We start from the raw sequence: 19,421 nt of genomic DNA on the forward strand, positions 1-19,421 counted from the left end.
GGTTCTCGATCCCGCCGCATCGTCTGCGACGGTCCGGCGGCCCCGTCGCCGGGCGATCCGCGCAGCAGAATTGCACGGGGCAATCCTGCTTGGGTCTCTTGGTGTCGCATCGCGTTTCGCTGACGCGGTGCTTCGGTTCGCCGCCGAAAAGGTGACCACGTCGGCACCGGCCGGTCCCGGCCGGAAGGATGCTTAGACGACGTGGTCCGGGGCGAGCGCGCAGGCCGGGCCGCCCGCGATCTCCACCTGCAGCGTCGCGTGCGCGATGCCGAAGCGCTCCCGCAGCACCTGCCCGCACTCGGCCAGGAAATGGTTGCCCGGGTGCCCGGCCGGCATCACCAGGTGGGCGGTGAGCGCCGTCTCGGTGGTGCTCATCGACCAGACGTGCAGGTCGTGGACCTCGGCGACGCCGGGCCGCTCGGCGAGGCAGCGGCGCACGGCCACGGGGTCGATGCCCGGCGGCACCGCCGCGAGCGACATGGTCACGCTGTCGCGCAGCAGGCCCCAGGTGCCCGCGACGATCACCGCCACGATCACGAGACTCACCAGCGGGTCGATCCAGGTCCAGCCGGTGAGCACGATCGCGAGCCCCGCCAGGACGACCCCCGCCGAGACCGCCGCATCCGCCACCATGTGCAGGTAGGCGCCGCGGATGTTGAGGTCGCCCTTGCGCCCGGAGGCGAACAGCCAGGCGGTGAAGCCGTTGATGGCGATCCCGATCAGCGCGACGGTGATCACGGTGCCGCCGGCCACGGGGGGCGGGTCGGCGAAGCGCAGGATCGCCTCCCAGGCGATGGCCCCGACCGCCACCAGCAGGAACACGGCGTTGAACAGGGCGGCGAGGATCGAGCTGCCGCGCAGGCCGTAGGTGAAGCGCGCGGAGGGCGCGCGCCGCGCCAGCACCGCCGCCGCCCAGGCGATCAGGAGGCCGAGCACGTCCGAGAGATTGTGGCCCGCATCCGCCAGCAGCGCCACGGAGTCGCTCAGGACGCCGAACACCGCCTCGACCAGCACGAAGCCGGTGTTGAGGGCGACGCCGATCGCGAAGGCGCGGCCGAACTCGGCCGGGGCGTGGACGTGCCCATGGCCGTGATGATGGCCGTGATCGTGGTGGTGGTGCGCGTGGTCGTGTCCCATGGCACCGACATAGTCGATCACGCTGGGTCAGGCGAGCCTGGTCGGGCGGGCGGACAGGGTGTCGGCGCGGCCTGCGCATCGCGGCGCCGTCAGGCGGGCGGTGATTCCGCCCAGGAAGCGGGCCGCGATCCCAGCGGCCTCGCCGGCCGGTCCCAGCGCACCGGCGTTCCGGCGATCGAGACCGGGGGGCTCGCGCGCCGCGCCGGCCCCCAGCCGGTCGCCTCGACGGCCGCCTCCGCGAAGTCCGTCGCGACGTCGGTCTGTGTCGCGCCCTCGGAGCCGGGCGGGGCGGCCTCGCCTTGAACCGCCGCCAGCAGCGCCGCGGTCCGGGCGAGGGAGAGCCGCGCCGAGAGGCCCCGCCCGTCCGTCAGGCGATGGCGCAGGGCCCTGAGCACGGCCGCCGCCGCCAGGTAGCCGGTGGCGTGGTCCAGGGCCTGGACGGGCAGAGGCACCGGGACGCCGGCCCCGCGCCAGCGCATCCCCGCTTCGGCGATCCCGGAGGACATCTGGACGAGGCTGTCGAAGCCGCGCCGGGCGCGCCAGGGTCCCGACCAGCCATAGGCGTCGAGCGAGACGTCGATCAGGCCCGGCCGGAGGGAGCGGCGCGCGGCCTCCCCGTAGCCGAGGGCGTCCAGCGCCCCCGGCCGGTAGCCGTGCACGAGGACGTCCGCCCCGGCGAGCAGGCGCTCGAAGGTCTCGCGGTCGCGCGGCGCCCGGAGATCCAGGCGGGCGCAGCTCTTGCCGAGGGTGACCTCCGGGGCGACCGCGTCCTCCTCCCAATCCGGCGGGTCGATGCGCAGGACATCGGCGCCGAACCCGGCCAGGAAGCGCGTCGCCACCGGCCCGGCCAGGATGCGGGTCAGGTCGAGGATCCTCAGCCCGGCCAGCGGCCGGCCGGGGCTCGGCCGCCAGGCCGAGGGGGAGGTCTCCGCGGGCGCGAACGCCACCAGCGGCTCGGCGGCGACGGCGCACCCCTGCGGATGGCGGGCCCACTCGGCGGCGGACCGCATCGCCGCCGCGCATCCGCCGGCCGCGACCACCGCCTCCTCGAGCGCGGCGGCCTCCCAGCGCGACGCCGCGGCGGCGACGGAGGGTCGGTCGGCACCGCATCCCAGAACGGACAGCGCGGCGGCCCGGTGGCGCGGCGCGTTGGTGTGGAGCCGGATCCAGCCGTCGCGCGACGCATAATCGCCGGCGACGGGATCCCAGGCCGGCGGCAGGGTCCAGCCGATCGGCAGCAGGGATCGCGCGAACCAGAGCGCCGAGAGCGGGCGGGAGACGCGGATGGCGGGCGCTGTGGCGGTGGCGGCCAGTTCGGCGACGGCGAGCGCGGCCGTCCCGATCGCGGCCGCGGCGAGGGCCGCGACCGGGAAGGCGGAGGGCAGGAGCGCGGTCCCCTCGAAGCGGAGCGGCCCCGCGCGGCTTTCGGCGAGGCCGATGGCGGGCAGGATCCGGGCGAGGATCGGCGCCTCGCCCGACCGGCCGTCATCGCCCGCGGGCGGGGCGCCGCGCATCCGCTCCGACATGGTGCAGTCTCCTTGACGTGAGAGCCGCCAGCCTCTCGGCTGTGCCGCGGAGGATTAATCTTGATCGACACGATCAACATGCGGGAATGGATCGACCGCGACGCGGCGCTGCACGCGCTCGGCATCAAGCCCCAGACGCTCTACGCCTATGTCAGCCGCGGCCGCATCGGGATGTGCCCCGATCCGGGCGATCCGCGGCGCAGCCTCTATCGGGCCGACGACGTCGCGGCCCTGAGGGCCCGGCATATCCGGGGCCGCAAGCTCGCCGACATCGCCGCCGGCGCCCTCGCCTGGGGCGAGCCCTCGCTGGCCACCAGCATCTCGACCGTGCACCAGGGCACGCTCCTCTATCGCGGCGTGGGCGCGGTCGATTGGGCGCGGGCGGCCACCCTCGAGGACACGGCCGCGCTCCTCTGGCAGGGCGATCGGGAGATCCGCTTCCCCGCGCCGCGGGTGCGGCCGCGCGAGCCGTTCGCGGCGCTGGCCGCGCTCGCGGCGTCGGGCCGGGCAACGCTCGGGCTCGGCGGGAATGGCCTGCGCGGCGACGCCGCGACCGCGATCGGCCATCTCGCCGCGAGCCTCGGCGCCGCGCGGGGCGACGCGCCGGTGCACCGCCGCCTCGCCGAGGCCTGGTCCCTCGGCGAGAGCGAGGGCGAGCGGATCAGGCTCGCGCTGATCCTCCTGGCCGAACACGAACTCAACGCCTCCACCTTCGCGGTGCGCGTCGCGGCCTCGACGGGCGCTTCCGTCGCCGCCGGGCTGCTCGCCGGTCTCTGCGCGCTCTCGGGACCCCGCCATGGCGGGGCCGGCATGGCCCTGGCGGCCCTGATGGGGGATGCCCGCCGCTGCGGCGCCGGCGAGGCGGTCGCCGCGTGGCTGGCCCGCGGCCGGGCGCTCCCCGGTTTCGGCCATCCGCTCTACCCGGCCGGCGATCCGCGCGCGAGGGCGCTGCTGGCGGAGCTCGCGCCGGACGAGACGGCGCGCGCCCTGCAGGAGGCGGCCTTCGCCGAGACGGGGGACCTGCCCAACGTCGATTTCGCGCTCGCCTGCCTGGCCGAGGCGTTGCGGCTGCCGGGCGACGCGCCTCTGTCCCTGTTCCTGCTCGGCCGCAGCGTCGGCTGGAGCGCCCACTTCATCGAGCAATCCGCCGAGGGCGGCCTCATCCGCCCGCGCGCCCGCTACCGCGGGCCGGGGCCGCGATCGGGCCCGGCCGGGCCCTGACGGGGGTCGCGGGCCGGGTTCGCCCGCGGGCCGGTTCATCCGCCATCCGGTTGATGGCTTCGCCATCTCCGATTTCGGCCATGCGGATGTCGGCGTCGCTCAGGCGCCGCGCAGGCTTGTGATCCGGGATCCGCTTCGATCAAGCGGATCCCGGATCAGACCGACCCCACCGTCTTGAGCCTCGCCCGTGGGTGGATCTCCGCCTGGCTCATCACCGGCGTCTCGCGCCGGAAGCGCTCGATGATCGAGCGCACGAAGGGGCGGGCCTGGACCGAGGTGACCAGCACCGGCATCTCGCCCATCCGCGCCGCCTCCTCGAAGCGGTCGCGCACGGTCGTCACGAATTCCGACAGGCGCGAGGGCTGCATCGCGAGGTGACGCTCGTCGCCCTGGCCGACGATCGCGTCGAGGAAGGCGCTCTCCCAGGCCGGCGACAGGGTGATGATCGGCAGCACCCCGCCCGGGCCCTGGTACTGGGCGCAGATCTGCCGGCCGAGCCGGGCGCGGACGTGCTCGACGATGTCGCGCGGGTTCTTCACGTGGCCCGCCACCTCGGCGATCCCCTCCACGATCGTGCCGAGGTCGCGGATCGAGACCCGCTCGGCCAGGAGGTACTGGAGCACCCGCTGGATGCCGGTCGTGGCGATCTGGCTCGGGACGATCTCCTTGAGGAGTTCGGTGTGCTCCTTGGGCAATTCCCGCAGCAGCTTCTGCACCTCGACGTGGTTGAGGAGTTCGGAGACGTGGGCCTTGATCACCTCGGTGAGGTGGGTCGAGACGACCGTGGCGGCATCCACCACGGTGTAGCCGCGCAGCTGGGCCTGGTCGCGCAGCGAGGCGTCGATCCAGGTGGCCGGGAGCCCGAAGGTCGGCTCCAGCAGGTGCTGGCCGGGCAGCTGCACCTGGCCGCCCATCGGGTCCATCGCCATGAACTGGCCCGGGAAGACCTGGCCCGTGCCCGCCTCGATCTCCTTGACCCGGACGATGTAGGTGTTCGCGTCGAGCTGGACGTTGTCGAGGATGCGCACGGAGGGCATCACGAAGCCGAGCTCCGCCGCGAGCTGCCGGCGCAGGGCCTTGATCTGCTCGGTGAGCCGGTCCTGGCCGCCCGGGCCGTTGACCAGGGCGAGGAGCGCGTAGCCCATCTCGAGCTTCAGGTCGTCGAGGCGGAGCAGGTCCGCGACCGTCTCCTCCTTGGGCTGCGCCGCGCCGGCGCCGGGCGCGCCGCCCGCCGCCGGCGCCTCCGGGTCGACCGGCTTGGGCATCCGCGCGATCCGGCGCGCGAGGTAGGCGGCCCCGCCCGCGAGGAAGAGGAAGGGCAGCATCGGGATGCCGGGCAGGAGGGCGATCAGCAGCATCACCGCCGCCGACATCCCGAGCGCCTTGGGGTAATTGGCGATCTGGCGCCCGAGCGCCCGGTCCGCGGCGCCCCGCACGCCCGCCTTCGAGACCAGCAGGCCCGCCGCCGTCGAGACGATCAGGGCCGGCACCTGACTGACCAGCCCGTCCCCGACCGTCAGCAGCGTGTAGGATTGCGCCGCGGCGCCGAAGCCCATCCCCTGCTGCATCGTCCCGATGATGATGCCGCCCACCACGTTGATGAAGGTGATGAGCAGGGCCGCGACCGCGTCCCCGCGCACGAATTTCGAGGCGCCGTCCATGGCGCCGAAGAAGGCGCTCTCCTCCTCCAGCGCCTGCCGCCGGGCGCGCGCCGTCTTCTCGTCGATGAGCCCGGCCGAGAGGTCGGCGTCGATCGCCATCTGCTTGCCCGGCATGGCGTCGAGGCTGAAGCGCGCCGCCACCTCGGCGATGCGGCCCGAGCCCTTCGTGATCACCACGAAGTTCACGATGATCAGGATCGCGAAGACGATGATCCCGATCAGGAAGTTGCCCCCCATCACGAAGTGCCCGAAGGCCTCGATCACCTGGCCCGCCGCCGCCGTGCCCTCGTGCCCGTGGCCGAGGATGAGCCGGGTCGAGGCGAGGTTGAGCGCCAGCCGCAGCATCGTGGCGATCAGCAGGACGGTCGGGAAGACCGTGAATTCCAGCGGGTTCTCGATGAAGAGCCCGGTCATCAGGATCAGCACGGACAGGATGATCGACACGGCGAGGAGCAGGTCGAGCAGCAGCGCCGGCAGCGGGAAGATCAGCACCACCAGGATGCCCATCACCGCGATGGCGAGGACGAGGTCGCTGCGCCGCGTCAGGCCGACGAGGTCCGCGCGCGTCGGCAGCGCGAAGGCGCGCAGCGCATCGAGCCCCGTCGCCTTCGCGTCGCTCATCCCGGATTCCGCCCCGCCCTCACCCGGCAAGATCTGCCGGGTGCATGGTGAAGGATCCGTTAAGACACCCGCCCGGCCCGGCCGTTCCCGCGGCGCAGCGCCGTCGCTCTCATCACCGGTTGTTGGCCGGCTGCTCTTCGCGGCAGTGCAGCAAGGCAAGTGACATGCCCCGCTGTGCCGCAGCAAAAAACAAGCACAGGACCGGAACCGTGACGGTCAAGTTCGATCAATCCGGGAAGAACGACGTGGTGGCCCTGCGCCACCTCGGCGATTTTGCGGAACCAAGTGGCGGCATAACGATTGAGACGGTAACCCAAACCGACACGTCGAGGAGATCATGCGCACCACCCTGATCACCGTCGCGACCCTGAGCCTGCTCGGGGCCGGGATCGCGCAGGCCCAGACGACCGTGACCGGCGAGCCGGCGCGGGATGCCAAGCCCAGCACGCAGTCGCAGGGCCAGGAGGCCGTCACCCGGCCGAACACCGACACGGTCGACAAGGGCAATCCCGGCACCACCGGCACGCTCACCAACGCCAAGCTCGAGCCCGGTGCCAACAGCTTCACCGAGGGCCAGGCCCGCAGCCGCCTCGAGAAGTCCGGCTTCACCGAGATCAAGGACCTGAAGAAGGACGACCAGGGCATCTGGCGCGGCCACGCGATGCAGTCCGGCAAGTCCGTCCAGGTCGGGCTCGACTTCAAGGGCAACGTCGCCGCCAACCCGTGACCGCTGCCCGCGACGCACAGGATTCCTCTCACGAAGGAGCGCCCGATGGCGACCCGCACAATCTCGGCCCTGTTCGATTCCTACGATGACGCCGCCGCCGCCGTGCGGAAGGTGGAGGCGGCCGGCGTGCCGCATTCCGACGTCAGCATCGTCGCCAACAACGAGGGCGACCGCTATTCCGGCCACGCGACCGCGCACGACACCGCCCACAAGACCTCGGACGGGGCGGGGGCGGGCGCGAGCGTCGGCACGGTGCTCGGCGGCGGCGCCGGGCTCCTCGCCGGCCTCGGCCTCCTCGCCATTCCGGGCGTGGGCCCGGTCGTCGCGGCGGGCTGGCTGGTCGCGACCCTGACCGGCGCCGGCGTCGGCGCGGCGGCGGGCGGCCTCCTCGGCTCGCTCACCGGGGCCGGCCTGAGCGAGGACGAGGCCCACGCCTACGCGGAGGGCGTGCGCCGGGGCGGCACCCTGGTGACGGTGCGGGCGGACGACGCCACCGCCGACCGGGTGACGAGCCTGCTCAAGGAGCACGGCTCCGTCGACATGGACCAGCGCATGCAGGGCTGGCGCAGCGAGGGCTGGACCGGCCGCCACGACGCCACCGGCTCCTACAGCAACCCCGCCACGGTGGCGGGCGGCGAGGTCGGCAGCACGGCGATCGGGGCCGCGGGCTCGACCACGACCGGCCTCGGCACCGGCGCCCCGCTCCCGACGAGCGGCGTGCCGTACGGGGCCGGCCCGACCCCGGCCGGTCAGGCCATGGACGCGGCGGTCGAGCGCGACACCCTCGCGGGCACCACGCGCGAGCGCCACGCCGCGATCGAGGACGAGCTCCCCCCGGTCCGCCGCCCGGTCGAGACCGACCGGCGCTGACGCGATCCGGCGTCCGGACGCTCGGTCGGGACGCCGGACCACCGCGCGGCGCGACCGAGCGGATGACGGGTGATACCACCGGGCATTTCCAATGACCGGTGGTGCTGCGCTCGAATTTTCGCCAAGCCCTTGGCTTGAAATCGAAAATTCGAGATGGATCAACGGCTCGATGCGTCAGCATCCTGAGCCGTTGGTATGACGTGCAGCTTGGCTGACGGCCCGGCCGGGGATGCCCCGGCCGGGCCTTCTTCGTGGGCGGTCGGCCGGGTCCCGGCGGCCTGCGCCGCGAAAGCTGCTCGGCCCGCGGCGCGGGCGGCCTTGCCGGACGACCCCGCACTCCCCCCGTCGAACGATCCTCCCGGGCGCCCGGTGCGCCGATCGCCCCGCGAACCGAGTCCCGGGTTGAGGCCGCCGCGTCGCTAGGCGTGGCCGAGGGCGGGGGCGTAGACTGCGCCATCGTTGGCAGTTCCGACTCCGTAGGCGCCGACGGCTGAGAGACCCTGTGTGCTCCCGCTTACGTCAGGCAGGAGCCCACCATGCGGACGCCACGCGCGGACGCCTCCAGACTCGTCCGGCAAACGGAAGCGAGCATCGCGCGGTCGCGCCAGGTGCTGGCGCAATCCTACGCGATCCTCAGGCGCGCGAACCTGGTGCTGAACTCGCTCCGTCACGGTCGCGGCACGCGCTCCGCGCCGGGGGACGACGGGCCCGCCGAGGCGGGCGCGCGGGAAGTCACCGCCGCGAATCCCGACGATCCGGCCGGCAACGCCGGCACGTCCGGCACGCGCAGCCCGGACGGCGGGGATGCGCGGCCGCTCGCGGGGCACCCCGTCGCGCCCCGCCGCTGAGCCGGGGCGGCCAGCGGTGCGGCGGCGGCAATTCTGCGGGACCAGGATCGTGAGAGGGATCGCTGCGGGCGATCCCGCGCGGGGCGAGGGTGTCGGCGAAGGGTGTCGGCGAAGGGTGTCGGCTGCGGGCGTCCCAGGCCTCCGCGGTGAGCGCGTCGGCAGTCGGGGCGGCGGTGACGGCGGGGCTCGGGGACGCGGCCCTCGCCCGGCCCGTGGCGCCCTCAGGCGCGCCCGAGGTCGGGGCCGAGGTCGGGCTGCCGCCGCTGCCGCCCTCGGAGGTGATGCTGCACGCGCGCGACCAGGGCGCGCGCGCCGCGGGCGCCCTCAGGCTGATCGCCGGGGCCTTCCGGGCGGCGCCGGGCTGAGGGGCGCCGGAAGAGGAGGCGGCCGATCACGGTGCCGAGCCTTCGGCAGAACAGGGCCGCGGCGAGGAACCACGCGGCGGCGAGCCAGAGGGCCTGGAGCAGCGTGAGCGCCGCCGCGCCGAGCACCAGGGCGCCGCGGCCGAGGAGGGCGAGGGCCCCGCGGGCGCGGGTGCCGAGCCGTTCCGAGAGCCGGCCCGCCCGGCGCAGGTCGTCCGCGCTCTCGGCGAGGGAGAGGGCCTGCAGGATGCCGCGGGTACCGACCCGCCGCTGCAGGGCCGCCGCCTCCTCGCCGAGCCCGCGCAGGCGGCGCAGGGCGGCGGGGCGCAGGGCCCCGCCGAGCGTCGCCCGGGCGCCCGCGAGATCGAGGCGCGCGAGGGCCGCGAAACTGCCCCGGAGCGCGCCCGCATCGACCAAGCCCTCGGTGGCGCGGGCGAGGATTCCCTGCAGCGGCTTCGACAGGCGCCCGGTCCGGGTCGCGAGCTTGAGGGTGGTGGTGCCCGCATGGGCCGGCACGCCCGCCCCGGCGGCGAGCCCGAACGAGGCGACGGTGGCGCCCGTGAGGGTGAGGCCGACCGCCGAGAGGCCGAGCAGCATCGGGTCGTAGGCTTCCCGGCGCAGGAACTTGCCGCCCTCGCTCCAGAGGTCGCGCAGGTCGCCGTAACCGACGAGGTCGCCCGCGAGCGCCCCGGCGAGGCCCGGCACGCCCTCGCCCTGGCCGGTGGCGAAGCCGCGCGCCGCCTCCGCGACGGCCCGCGCCGCCGCGCTTTCCTCCAGGGCCGCCACCGCCGCCCGGCGCGCCGGCGCCACCGCCGCGCCCTCGTGCTCCGCCACCGCGACGAGGCTGCGGGCGAGGTCCGGATCGCCCGCCGCCAGGGCGGCATCGATCTCCCGGCCGAGGCGCTCCGGCGTCGCGGCCTCGCGCAGCCGCAGGGCCGCGAGCGCCCCCGGGTCGTCGGCCGCCTCGCGCAGCTGCCAGGCCGCCCCGGCCCGCGGCAGCAGCGCCGCCGCCGCGGCCGCGAGGAGGCAGGCGGCGCCCGCGAGCAGCAGCGCGCCGGCCGCGCGGCGCGGCCGCGCCGGGCGGGGAGGCGGGGGAGGGCGCAGGAGGGCATGCGAGCGGGATCCTTCTCGGCGAGAGATAGGAGCGCCCCCGCGCGCCCGCACGTGGCGGCCCCGCCACGCGGCCCGCTTTCCCGGGGGGCCCGGCCACGGGGCGGCCCACCTTTACCGGCGCTTAACCATGGCGCCCGCCCTATGCGGCCATGCCGCACGACGCTTCGCCCCCGCCTTCCTCCTACGATCCGCTGGCGGATGCGCGCGCGCTGCATGCCCGCATCGAGGCCCTGCGCCACGCCATGCGCCTGCAGATCCGCGCGCTGGACGGCCTGGAGCGCCGCCTGACGCCCCTGCGCCCCGAGGGACGGCAGGGCGCGGCGCGGCTTCGCGACCTCAAGGCGCTCGGGATGCTGTAGCCTCCGCGGCGGCACCCCGCCGGGCCGTGCCGAGGGCTGCGGGTTTGCCTGGCCCGATCGTGTCCCCTGGTGGGTGTCGTGCGCGACCGCCCGCGGCGGCTGCCGCGAGGGGCGAACCCCGCAGTTCCTGCTCGCGAACGGTCCTGGGGCCGCGGCGTCTCGCGCGCGCGGTCCTGTCGCGGAAGGACGGACTCCGCGGCCCTCCGGAAACGCGGTGAGGAACGGATAACCTTGGCGGGAGGACGCCCGGGACGGCCCGCGGGTCCGCGCGTTGAGCAAGGGAGCCGAAGGCGGGGAGCAGCGCATGCAGGACCGGTGCGGCCCGACCCCGGTGACGATCCGGCTCCGCGATCGGACGATCACCGCGAGCGTGCGGGCCGTGGGCGGGACCCTCGATCTGCCCCTCTGGCCCGACGGCCCGCCCCGCCGCCTGCGCCAGATCGTGCTCGATCTCGGCGCGGCGGGCGCGCCGGTGGAACTCTGGCTCGACGAAGCGGCGGCCGCCGGCCTCAGCGGGGGGCCATCACGGTCCTGAGCACCTCCAGGATATCGTCGCCGCGGCAGGGCCGGGCGACGAACTGCGCGTCCTCGGGCATCCGGTCCGGATCGGGCTTGGCGCGGCCCGACACGATCACGGTCGGCAGGCCGGGGCGCAGCTGGGAGGCCGTGCGGGCGAGGTCGAATCCGTCGGTCTTGCCCGACAATTCCACGTCCGTGATGAGGGCGACGATGTCGGGACGGCTCTCGAGCAGGGAGAGCGCCCGCTCCGCCGAGGCCGATTGGAGGGCCTCGAAGCCCGCCGCCTCCAGGACGTCGCTCAGGTCCATGATGGTGAGTGCCTCATCCTCCACCACCAGCACGACGGGCCGCTCGCCCGGCACGGTCTCGTTCTCGGTCCCCACGGTCACCATCCTCCGCGCTCGGCCCATCCGGCCGGTACGCCCGGTGGGCGATCCATGCGGAGGGCGTGTTGATCTGCGCCGACCGCCGGTCCACCGCCTGATGCGCCGACCGATGATCGAAACGAGGGACGGCACGCCCCGGTTGCAGGCCGCCCCGGGCCGGCGCCGCAGCGCCCGGCCGCGCCGCCCCGACGCGGTGGGGCGACACCCCTAAGGTTGGCCGGCCAGGCGTGGATGTCCAGCCCGGGCGGGTCCGCGGCCGGTGCGGCCGGCGCCGGGCCGTGGCCGCGCGGCCACAGCCTGCGCGGCCCGGGCAGGGGTTCGCGGGGTGCGCCCGCTTGCGCGGAGGCCCGCACCCCGCTAGAGGACGGCGTCCCGCCACCACGGCCCCGCGCCGCGGCGGCCCGGGTCGGAGAGGTGGCCGAGTGGTTGAAGGCGCACGCCTGGAACGCGTGTATACGGGCAACCGTATCGAGGGTTCGAATCCCTCTCTCTCCGCCAAGCCTTGAGCGTAAGCCCTTGAAGAAACGTGTTTTTTAGGGGCGCTTGTTGCGCTTGCCCCAACTATTACCCCAATGCGTTGCACGCTCGCACGAGGGGAGGCGCATTGTCGTCGCGGCCGGTCGCTCGCAGCGCCGGCCGGTCCAGGTCCCGTTTGATCAAGCACTGGCCGCGGGCGCGCTCATCCTCACGGGCGCGGGCCCATCGGCTCCACGGTTGACGTCGGTTGGGGCGCAGGCCGGCCCGCGCGGCACGGCGGGAGGCCCGAACGGCCACCGCGCGGGCGGCGCCCTCATCACGAGTCGGGGTCGGGCTGCTTTCCACCGGAGCCTGTCGGCCCTGGCCCGTTCCGGCTGCCGTCATCATGTCGGCTCGGCGGGCGGGACGATCGCCGCCCGTTCCGAGACGCGCCGGATTGTGCGCGTCAGTGCGCCCCTACGCGCGACCTCGGGAGGCGGCAGGATGCGGCACGTCCTCGGGCTCGCTACGGGCTTGGCGCTCCTCCTCGGCGACGAGCCGGGTCGGGCGAACCCGTCGCGGCATGATCAGGTCCGCATCGTCTACGACCGTCCCAAGAGCGCGGAGGCGCTCGCGATCTACCGGGACCTCAAGGGACGCCGCGTGCTCGAAGGCCTTCGGGAGATCGTCGGCGGGGTGCGCCTGCCGCGTTCGCTCACCCTGCGGTTCGCGGCGTGCAACGGTGAGGCCAACGCGTGGTACGCGCCCGAGAACCGGACCGTCACCCTCTGCTACGAGTACGTCCGGTACGTGCAGGACCGGGCGCCCAAACAAGCGTCCACAGCTGGGATCGGGCGCCGCGACGCGGTCTTCGGTCCCCTGGCGCAGGTGTTCCTGCACGAGGCCGGGCACGCCCTGTTCGATCTCCTCGACGTACCGGTGCTCGGCAGGGAGGAGGATGCCGCCGACCAGTTCGCGGCTCACGTCCTGCTCGAACTGCCGCCCGCGCAGGCTCGGCCCATCATCGACGGCATCGCACACCTGTACCGCAGCCACGCGGTCGAGGAAGAGGCGGAGGAGGCCGTGCTCGCCGACGATCACAGCCTCGCCTTGCAGCGCCTCTACAACCTCCTCTGCCTCGCCTACGGGGCGGACCGCCGCGCCTTCGGCTACCTCGTCGCGGGCGGTGCCCTGCCGCAGGCGCGCGCCGAACAATGCGGGGCGGAGTACGACCTCGCCACGGACTCGCTGCGCAGGCTCTTCCGGAGCCACCTCCGCGGCGGACGGCTGGAGCGCGCACGCGTCCGCCGCGCATTCCGATGGATGTTCTGACCCGTTGGCCGGATGCGGCTGGCGCTCGCCTTTTCGACCCGAAGGTGACGACCCGAACGGCACGGATCGCGTGCGCCTCGGCGTCGGCCCACACTCGGGGGCCAACCGCCGCCCCGAGTGGAGCGCTGCGATCGGCTCGAGCCTTGCCGGATGGTCTTGCCGAAACGGATTTCGGAGGACCGCGATAGGTCGATCGTCCGGTCCATGCGATGATGCGGGCGGCCCTTGGCGGCGATGCTCCGCGATGGGTGTGGCCCACCTCGGCGAAAGGCCCATGACTCCGTCCCAAGGCCGGTTCGTCTGGTTCGAGTTGATGACCTCCGACATGGTGGCGGCGCGGGCCTTCTACGCCGACGTCGTGGGCTGGGGCATGAGAGACGCCTCCGTGCCGGGCGCGCCCTACACGCTCCTGACGGTCGGCGGGACTTCGGTCTGCGGGATCATGGGGCTGTCCGGTGCGGCGCGGCGGGCGGGGGTGCAGCCGAGTTGGATCGGCTATGTGGGCGCCGGCGACATCGATGCCGCAACCGATCGTGCCGTGCGTCTCGGCGGCACGTTGCACATCCCACCGGCGGAGATCCCGGGTGTGAGTCGCTTCTCCGTCGTGAGCGATCCGCAGGCGGCGCGGCTCGGACTCTTCAAATGGCTGATGCCCCGCCCGGACGTGGTCGATCCAGCCAGCCGTCCGGGCCATGTCGGCTGGTCCGAACTCCTCGCCGCCGAGAGACGGGGCGCGCTGGACTTCTACCGCGAACTCTTCGGCTGGGATGATGCGAAGGACGAGGCGGCCGAATCGGCGGGCGAGTACAGCGTGTTTGCGATGGACCGGCAGCCGATCGGCGGCGTCCTCACCAAGCCCGAGTTCGTGCCGGCTCCGTTCTGGCTGCACTACGTTGTCGTTCCCGACATCGCCGCAGCGGCCGCTCGGGTCGCGGCGGGAGGCGGCCGGATCCTCAACGGGCCGGTGGAAGGCCCCGGAGACACCTGGATCCTGCACGCCATGGACCCGCAGGGCGCCCTGTTCGCACTGATGGGGCGAGGATATGCCCGGACCGTCACGGCGACGTGGAGGAGCGATTGGGAGAGGCGCCCGACCGGCGGCAAGGTCTCAATCACGCGCGTCGGATCAGTTCCCGGAGACGCTCCCGGGACGCTTGATGAGCCGCCGGACCGCCCGCGGGGCCGGCGAGCGTGACCTCTTGAGCCCACCCGGCGACGCGCCGGACTCTCCAGGCCGTCCGGCTCGCCAGCGCCCGGCGAGGCGCCCAGGGGGGCGTCTTGCCCCCACGAGCGCGGCGCGCCGGCTGCGCGGGCCGCGCGCGCGATCGCGGCCCTGGCCCCGCGTGACGCACGGAGGAGCGGACCGTGAGCGGCGCGTCCGTGGACTATGCCGGGCCGTCTGCCTCCTGTTCGAGCCCGCGCCCCAGGGCGAACTGGCCGACGGCGCCTTCGACGTGGTGCGGCAAGCCCGTCATCCTCGCGAACAGCTCGATGTCGGCCGTGCCGATCGCGCAGCCGCCGAGCCCCATCTCCGTGGCCACGAGGTACAGTGTCTGGGTGAGGACTCCGACGTTCTTCAGGATCAGCTCATAGGCCACGGCGCTGTACTTCCACGATACCCGGCCGAAGCGCGCCGCGATCGTGATCAGCACCTGTGGCAGGCAGGGCTCGCCCATCGCGTAGGCGCCGGCCGTGAGCAACGCATTGAGGTCCTGCGGGCGCACGGGGAGGAGCGTGAGGGCGTGCCGGCCTGCATCGTAATGGTAGTAGCCGGGCGCGAGCCCGTCGCAGTGGCGGATCGCAAGGTAGAGTTCGAGTTCGTAGCTCGCTCCCGCCGAAGGATAGGGTCTCGTCGTGTAGGACAATATCGGGCCGTCATGCTTGGCATCGAGCGGGCTGCGCCAGGTCGCCTGGACCCGCGCCACGCTGTCGAGGAGCTGCGCCAGCTCGGCGCGCGTGAGCGGGGCTTGGTCGTCATAGCTGCGGGTCGAACGGCGCTTGCGTAGCAGGGCCGAGACCGGCCGCACGGTCGTGCCGGGAACGTCGGAATCCTTGCGCAGGTCGATGGCTCGGCCGGGCCAGCGGGGGCGGACGGCCGGCAAAGGGTTAAACAGGCCGACATAGGGGTAGCGCCCACCCAGGGGATTGGCGTGTCGGCCCTCCGTACTGCGGGCGTGGAAGAGCAGATCGTGGAAGTCCCAGAGCACGAGGTGCTCGTCGCCCTCCGTCGCGCGCAGGCCGGCATCGCCATCGGCCTCGATCCGAAGGAGGATCTGGCTGTCGAGCAGCAAGGCCAGCAGCTCGGCGCCTGGCAGGCCGTCCTGGCGGCGGAGCCGCGCGACGGGCTGCGGCTCGGAGAGGCCGGCGAGCAGCGCGGCGACGGCGGGATCGCCGATGCGGAACAGGGCCGCGGAGCGGGGCGATTCCAACACCATGTCGCTCGCGCGCCGCCGCAGGTAGGCAAACCGCGAGAGGACCACGCTGTCGCCGTCGGTCAGGTCCGGCAGCCGCGGCCAGTAATCCGGAACCTGCGGCTCGATCACGACCTCACCGCGGTGATCCGCGCCGGCAAGGCTGTACTCGACGAGGCCGCTCCGGGCGAGGCGCTGGACGAGCCGCAGCACGTCGCGGTCGACGCGGTCCGGGCTCGCGACCAGCGCGCCGACCGGCAGCCCTGCCGATAGCGCGCGCATCCGCTCCACCACACACTCGTCGAAGCGGCCGAGACTGATCTCCTGATGCTCGACGCGGACCAGGATCTCGCCGCCCGCGCCGGCATCGAGCGCGATGTGGCGGCGAAGACGAACCGACAGCGTTGCCGGCGACGCATCCTGCGTGCCCGCATTCCGGGAGGCTTGCATGGCGGCAACCCTCTCAGGTCGGCGGGAACAGCGGATTGAGGTCGCGCTCGGGGACGCTCCGGTCGAGCCAGCCGAGGGCGAGCGGAACGTCGTAGAGCCGGCCGGGTCCGAAACGCGGGTAGAAGTGCCGCATCCCGGGAACGATCACCTTGACAACCGGCACGCCGATATCCGGCCGCGTCTGGTCGAGGACGAGGAATTCGAGTCCGCGGGACGCCATCAGGTCCACGCAGGCGAGGACTTGGTCCCGGCGATCGAGGCGCGCGAAACCGGAGCGGAAATCCGGTGGGAGCCTCGGCTGACCGTCGGGCACGAAGTACGGATTGTTGTCGAGGCGCCACCGATGGGCGCTGTCGTCACCCGGATCCACGCTGTGCCGGCGCGCCATGAGCCCGATCGAGAAGAACTGATTGAGTTCGGTGATGGCGCGTAGCGCAGCGATCCGCGTGTCGAAATGGGAGCCCGAGCCGAACTCGACGCACTCCTCACCGTTCTCCGTCCAGTGCGAGATCGCCACGAAGCTGGGGATGCCGAGATCGTTGGTGATGTCGAGCACCCACAATCGGCGTCCGGCCTCCGTCAATTGGGCGCGCAGGTCGCGAATGTAGGAGTCATCGAGTGCATCCAGGTCCAGGGGCGGTCTTTGCAGCCGATTGTACCACCAGATCGCGTACGCATCCCGCTCGACGAGTTCGAGGAAGCCCTGCACGATGGCCTCCTCGATCGTGTTCCCGGCCGCGCAGCCGTTCGAATCCGCACTGGTCTCGGCGTGGCCCGATCCCCTGCAGAAATAGTACAGGAAGCTCGTGGGCAGGTACTTGAACGCTGCGTCCCGCAGCGACCAGACCGGCGACCACGCGATCGCGGCGGAGGGGTCGAAGGGAGCCGGTATGAAGGATTCGTGATCGTGCGCGCCCGTGAGGCCCTGACGGTACTGCGCGTCGCTGAAGAGCATGACGTCGTTCGGAGCGATCGCCTCGCCGGCCCCGAACTCGTCGAAACGCCGGACCACCCTGATCTCGTCGCCTTGGAAGATCCCGGAATACCGCTCGATCGCCTCCATGAGGGCGCTGGCCTGCGCCTGCTCGCTCGTGCTTCCCTTGCCGTAGCTGTCGCTGCCCAACCCGGCCTTGAGCGCAGGGACCGTTTCGGGGCGCGGCGAGAAGTTGTGGCGCGCGACGTAGCTGGTGTTCAGGGACAGGTCGGCTTCCATCGGCTCCAGCCGCGAGACGACCCCCGTGAGCGGGCTCACGTGCTTGCGGTAGCGCGCGAGCGTGGCCTCGGGCGACAGCGCTCGGTATCCCCCGCTCGTCAGCACGAGCTTGCCGCCGGCCTTGAGTTCGAGCGGGTTCGCCGGACGGTTCGGGTCGCGCTGCTCCGGATGGCCGCATGCAGGGCATTGCGGACGCGCCGCCACGAAGTGCCGCGCGATCGTCGCCCCCGTCAGGTCGAAGCTGATCACGTGATCGCGCAGGTCCGTGCGAAAGTCGGTGGCGATCGCCTTCGCGATCTCGATGGCTGCGAACGGCGTCGCGCTCTGCCCGACCGGGTTGCGGACCAGGGGCGACAGCGCCACCGGGTCGGCCCGCTGCCGTTCCAGAAACGCCTTCACCTCGCGGTTCCACCGCATGCGGTCGGCGAGGCAGGTCCAGCAGGCGCCTTTTCCCGGAGCGAGCAGAGGCCCCACTAGCGGGAAGATCCCGGAGGGCTGGACGATCAGCCAGGGCGTCTCGTCGGACAGGTGCCGCCGGTTCGTCTCCGCGAGGCGCGCATCGAGGTAATCGTTCACCAGCACGACCGTTAGGTCGGCGGTGCGCTTGACCACGCGCACGCCGAGACCGGTCAGCGCCGCCGCGAGGTCGTCGGCGCCCGATACGTCGAGCGCGCGGATCCGCACCCTGCAGTTCCGGAGGTTCCACTCCGCTGCGCCGGGCGGCAGGCCGAGACTCGCCCAGAAGGCGGCTGCCGCGTCGTCGGCCGCGACGCGGTCGAGCAGGACGAAGCGTCGCTCGACCAGCCGCCTGAGGGCTTCGGTGATCGCCTGAGCCGGGAAGTCGAGCGTCAGCGCGTCGAAGATCGCCTTGAGAGTCCTCCCGGCAGCCAGTTGCGGCGCGAGCGCGGCATAGAGGTCGCCTTCGAGGAAGAACTTGCGGTGTTCCGAATAGAGGCAGACGACGTTGGGCGGCAGCACGTAGACGGAAAAATTCGGTGCGAACCGCGGAATCTCCCGACCGTCGCGCCGAATCGCAGCACCTCCGCGATCAGCTGTCATTCCAAGACCGCCTGCCACGACATCGGCGTCATCCTTTGCATGCGCAGGCCGAGCCTTCCGGCTCTCGCTTCAGGACTAAAGGGCAATCGCGTTCACCCACCGGGCACGGCGAACACCCGCGATGACCGGACCATCACTCGTCTCGCCAGCGGTCGAGCCGCCCACACCATTGACGAGGAGGTGCCACATGCCCGGCGTTTCCCGGCTAGGGACGCGGGCAGGGCACCTCGACCATCCATCGCCGAAGCGCGAACGCAGGAGATCTGCGGGCCGTGCGACTGCGGCATGGCGTCAGCACCGGCAGCCGCCGCACCCTCCGCAGCCGCACCGGCATCCTCTGCAGCCGCACCGGCATCCTCTGCAGCCCCTCCACACCCGGCAGCCGCGGCAGCCCCTCCACACGACGTACGCCTGCTGGACCAGGCCTTGCGTCGGATTGGCCATCTCGTCGTCGAAGACGAAGAACGTCGCGAGGCTCACATCGCTGACTTCTTCCTCGTGGAGACCGAGCGCGATGTCGGGCCGGGGCGCGCCGTCCTGTGCTGCGGCATCCGCCGCAGGAGTGCTGACGGCAGCGGACGCCCCGCTTGCCATCGACAATGTCAATCCGACGACACCCGCCGCCGGTACAACGTCGTTCAGAATCTTGTCCTTGGACAAACGCGGCACGGCACTCTCCATTGATGGAGTGAGGATCCTACGCGTTCCATGCCGGCGCGCGCAGTTGCGCCAAGCTGCTGCAGCATACCTTCTTCCGAGACTGCGTCAACATGACATCAATAGTCAAGCTTGCTGCTGCACGCGCAAGCCAATCGATCGGCGCGTCGGAGCATAAAATTCGAAGATTTTCTCATTGAATCATCATTTTGGCCGGCTTGGGTGCGCCTTGTTGAGCAGGGAGATGTCCACCATCCGCACCGGTGAGGCAGATTGAGAGGCGTGTCACCTTGCCGAGTAGCCCACCTTACTGCGGCTGACCGAGCGCCGTAGCCGGTGAGACTGCATCGCCGTCCAAGCCGAAAATCGGTTCCCGTCCGAGATTACACAGCGCGCCGTCTGCATGTATCTGCGCTTCACCCGTCGTAGTCGCAACGTGGAAGGCCTCCTGGCCGCGCACCCCATCTCCCGTCGCCCACGAGATCGTTCGTCG

Annotated in this window: 15 protein-coding genes and 1 tRNA gene; 9 read left to right on the top strand and 7 right to left on the bottom strand. The window is 72.7% G+C overall.

Going from position 1 to position 19,421, the window contains the following annotated elements:
* Window positions 1–192: 192 nt before the first annotated feature.
* Both QA634_RS20085 and QA634_RS20090 read right to left on the bottom strand, forming a co-directional pair.
* Window positions 193–1,137 (bottom strand): cation diffusion facilitator family transporter, encoded by a 945-nt coding sequence (locus tag QA634_RS20085; protein ID WP_012333715.1) that lies wholly within the window; start codon window positions 1,135–1,137, stop codon window positions 193–195.
* Between the two features lie 89 nt (window positions 1,138–1,226).
* Complete coding sequence (locus tag QA634_RS20090) at window positions 1,227–2,663, bottom strand: CoA transferase (protein ID WP_012333716.1); 1,437 nt, start codon at window positions 2,661–2,663, stop codon at window positions 1,227–1,229.
* A gap of 60 nt (window positions 2,664–2,723) precedes the next feature.
* On the opposite strand from QA634_RS20090, the gene QA634_RS20095 reads away from it, so the two are divergent.
* The gene (locus QA634_RS20095) at window positions 2,724–3,884 is read left to right on the top strand and encodes a citrate synthase (protein WP_012333717.1); all 1,161 of its coding nucleotides are present in this window, start codon (window positions 2,724–2,726) and stop codon (window positions 3,882–3,884) included.
* Window positions 3,885–4,039: 155 nt separating this feature from the next.
* On the opposite strand, the gene flhA is transcribed toward QA634_RS20095, so the two are convergent.
* Window positions 4,040–6,166: a flagellar biosynthesis protein FlhA gene (gene flhA / locus QA634_RS20100; protein ID WP_012333718.1), complete on the bottom strand. Its 2,127-nt coding sequence runs from the start codon at window positions 6,164–6,166 to the stop codon at window positions 4,040–4,042.
* A gap of 337 nt (window positions 6,167–6,503) precedes the next feature.
* On the opposite strand from flhA, the gene QA634_RS20105 reads away from it, so the two are divergent.
* From QA634_RS20105 to QA634_RS20115, 3 genes are all read left to right on the top strand, one after another.
* Window positions 6,504–6,893 carry a hypothetical protein gene (locus QA634_RS20105; RefSeq protein WP_012333719.1) on the top strand — a complete coding sequence of 130 codons (390 nt, stop codon included), beginning with the start codon at window positions 6,504–6,506 and terminating at the stop codon, window positions 6,891–6,893.
* Window positions 6,894–6,938: 45 nt separating this feature from the next.
* Window positions 6,939–7,763: a hypothetical protein gene (locus tag QA634_RS35900; protein ID WP_012333720.1), complete on the top strand. Its 825-nt coding sequence runs from the start codon at window positions 6,939–6,941 to the stop codon at window positions 7,761–7,763.
* 536 nt (window positions 7,764–8,299) lie between these two features.
* Window positions 8,300–8,611: a hypothetical protein gene (locus QA634_RS20115; RefSeq protein ID WP_012333721.1), complete on the top strand. Its 312-nt coding sequence runs from the start codon at window positions 8,300–8,302 to the stop codon at window positions 8,609–8,611.
* 221 nt (window positions 8,612–8,832) lie between these two features.
* Here the strand turns inward: QA634_RS20115 and QA634_RS20120 are convergent, their stop codons facing one another.
* Window positions 8,833–10,137 (bottom strand): hypothetical protein, encoded by a 1,305-nt coding sequence (locus QA634_RS20120; RefSeq protein WP_283026729.1) that lies wholly within the window; start codon window positions 10,135–10,137, stop codon window positions 8,833–8,835.
* A gap of 98 nt (window positions 10,138–10,235) precedes the next feature.
* Here QA634_RS20120 and QA634_RS20125 point away from each other — a divergent pair, with 98 nt between their 5' ends.
* Entirely contained in the window at window positions 10,236–10,445 is a 210-nt protein-coding gene (locus QA634_RS20125) for a hypothetical protein (protein ID WP_012333723.1), read from the top strand.
* A gap of 304 nt (window positions 10,446–10,749) precedes the next feature.
* Entirely contained in the window at window positions 10,750–10,980 is a 231-nt protein-coding gene (locus tag QA634_RS20130) for a hypothetical protein (RefSeq protein ID WP_012333724.1), read from the top strand.
* On the opposite strand, the gene QA634_RS20135 is transcribed toward QA634_RS20130, so the two are convergent.
* Window positions 10,955–11,356 carry a response regulator gene (locus QA634_RS20135; RefSeq protein WP_012333725.1) on the bottom strand — a complete coding sequence of 134 codons (402 nt, stop codon included), beginning with the start codon at window positions 11,354–11,356 and terminating at the stop codon, window positions 10,955–10,957. The genes QA634_RS20130 and QA634_RS20135 overlap by 26 nt on opposite strands.
* A gap of 402 nt (window positions 11,357–11,758) precedes the next feature.
* Here QA634_RS20135 and QA634_RS20140 point away from each other — a divergent pair.
* From QA634_RS20140 to QA634_RS20150, 3 genes are all read left to right on the top strand, one after another.
* Window positions 11,759–11,848 (top strand) — tRNA-Ser (locus tag QA634_RS20140).
* Between the two features lie 462 nt (window positions 11,849–12,310).
* Entirely contained in the window at window positions 12,311–13,138 is an 828-nt protein-coding gene (locus tag QA634_RS20145) for a DUF4344 domain-containing metallopeptidase (RefSeq protein WP_012333726.1), read from the top strand.
* 244 nt (window positions 13,139–13,382) lie between these two features.
* Window positions 13,383–14,333, top strand: a complete 951-nt coding sequence (locus QA634_RS20150; RefSeq protein WP_012333727.1) for a VOC family protein — start codon at window positions 13,383–13,385, stop codon at window positions 14,331–14,333.
* Between the two features lie 190 nt (window positions 14,334–14,523).
* Here the strand turns inward: QA634_RS20150 and QA634_RS20155 are convergent, their stop codons facing one another.
* Both QA634_RS20155 and QA634_RS20160 read right to left on the bottom strand, forming a co-directional pair.
* Window positions 14,524–15,999, bottom strand: a complete 1,476-nt coding sequence (locus QA634_RS20155; RefSeq protein ID WP_012333728.1) for a SagB/ThcOx family dehydrogenase — start codon at window positions 15,997–15,999, stop codon at window positions 14,524–14,526.
* 13 nt (window positions 16,000–16,012) lie between these two features.
* Window positions 16,013–18,271: a TOMM precursor leader peptide-binding protein gene (locus tag QA634_RS20160; RefSeq protein WP_012333729.1), complete on the bottom strand. Its 2,259-nt coding sequence runs from the start codon at window positions 18,269–18,271 to the stop codon at window positions 16,013–16,015.
* Between the last annotated feature and the right edge of the window lie 1,150 nt (window positions 18,272–19,421).

The sequence above is a fragment of the Methylobacterium sp. CB376 genome (assembly GCF_029714205.1).
Taxonomy (GTDB): Bacteria; Pseudomonadota; Alphaproteobacteria; order Rhizobiales; family Beijerinckiaceae; genus Methylobacterium.

Excerpts from the sequence above, each read along its gene's own strand:
- QA634_RS20090 (WP_012333716.1), bottom strand. The coding sequence starts at position 2,663 with ATGTCGGAGCGGATGCGCGGCGCCCCGCCCGCGGGCGATGACGGCCGG.
- QA634_RS20085 (WP_012333715.1), bottom strand. The coding sequence starts at position 1,137 with ATGGGACACGACCACGCGCACCACCACCACGATCACGGCCATCATCAC.
- QA634_RS20135 (WP_012333725.1), bottom strand. The coding sequence starts at position 11,356 with ATGGTGACCGTGGGGACCGAGAACGAGACCGTGCCGGGCGAGCGGCCC.
- QA634_RS20145 (WP_012333726.1), top strand. The coding sequence starts at position 12,311 with ATGCGGCACGTCCTCGGGCTCGCTACGGGCTTGGCGCTCCTCCTCGGC.
- QA634_RS20105 (WP_012333719.1), top strand. The coding sequence starts at position 6,504 with ATGCGCACCACCCTGATCACCGTCGCGACCCTGAGCCTGCTCGGGGCC.
- QA634_RS20130 (WP_012333724.1), top strand. The coding sequence starts at position 10,750 with ATGCAGGACCGGTGCGGCCCGACCCCGGTGACGATCCGGCTCCGCGAT.
- QA634_RS20160 (WP_012333729.1), bottom strand. The coding sequence starts at position 18,271 with ATGACAGCTGATCGCGGAGGTGCTGCGATTCGGCGCGACGGTCGGGAG.
- QA634_RS20115 (WP_012333721.1), top strand. The coding sequence starts at position 8,300 with ATGCGGACGCCACGCGCGGACGCCTCCAGACTCGTCCGGCAAACGGAA.
- QA634_RS20125 (WP_012333723.1), top strand. The coding sequence starts at position 10,236 with ATGCCGCACGACGCTTCGCCCCCGCCTTCCTCCTACGATCCGCTGGCG.
- flhA (WP_012333718.1), bottom strand. The coding sequence starts at position 6,166 with ATGAGCGACGCGAAGGCGACGGGGCTCGATGCGCTGCGCGCCTTCGCG.
- QA634_RS20155 (WP_012333728.1), bottom strand. The coding sequence starts at position 15,999 with ATGCAAGCCTCCCGGAATGCGGGCACGCAGGATGCGTCGCCGGCAACG.
- QA634_RS35900 (WP_012333720.1), top strand. The coding sequence starts at position 6,939 with ATGGCGACCCGCACAATCTCGGCCCTGTTCGATTCCTACGATGACGCC.
- QA634_RS20150 (WP_012333727.1), top strand. The coding sequence starts at position 13,383 with ATGGGTGTGGCCCACCTCGGCGAAAGGCCCATGACTCCGTCCCAAGGC.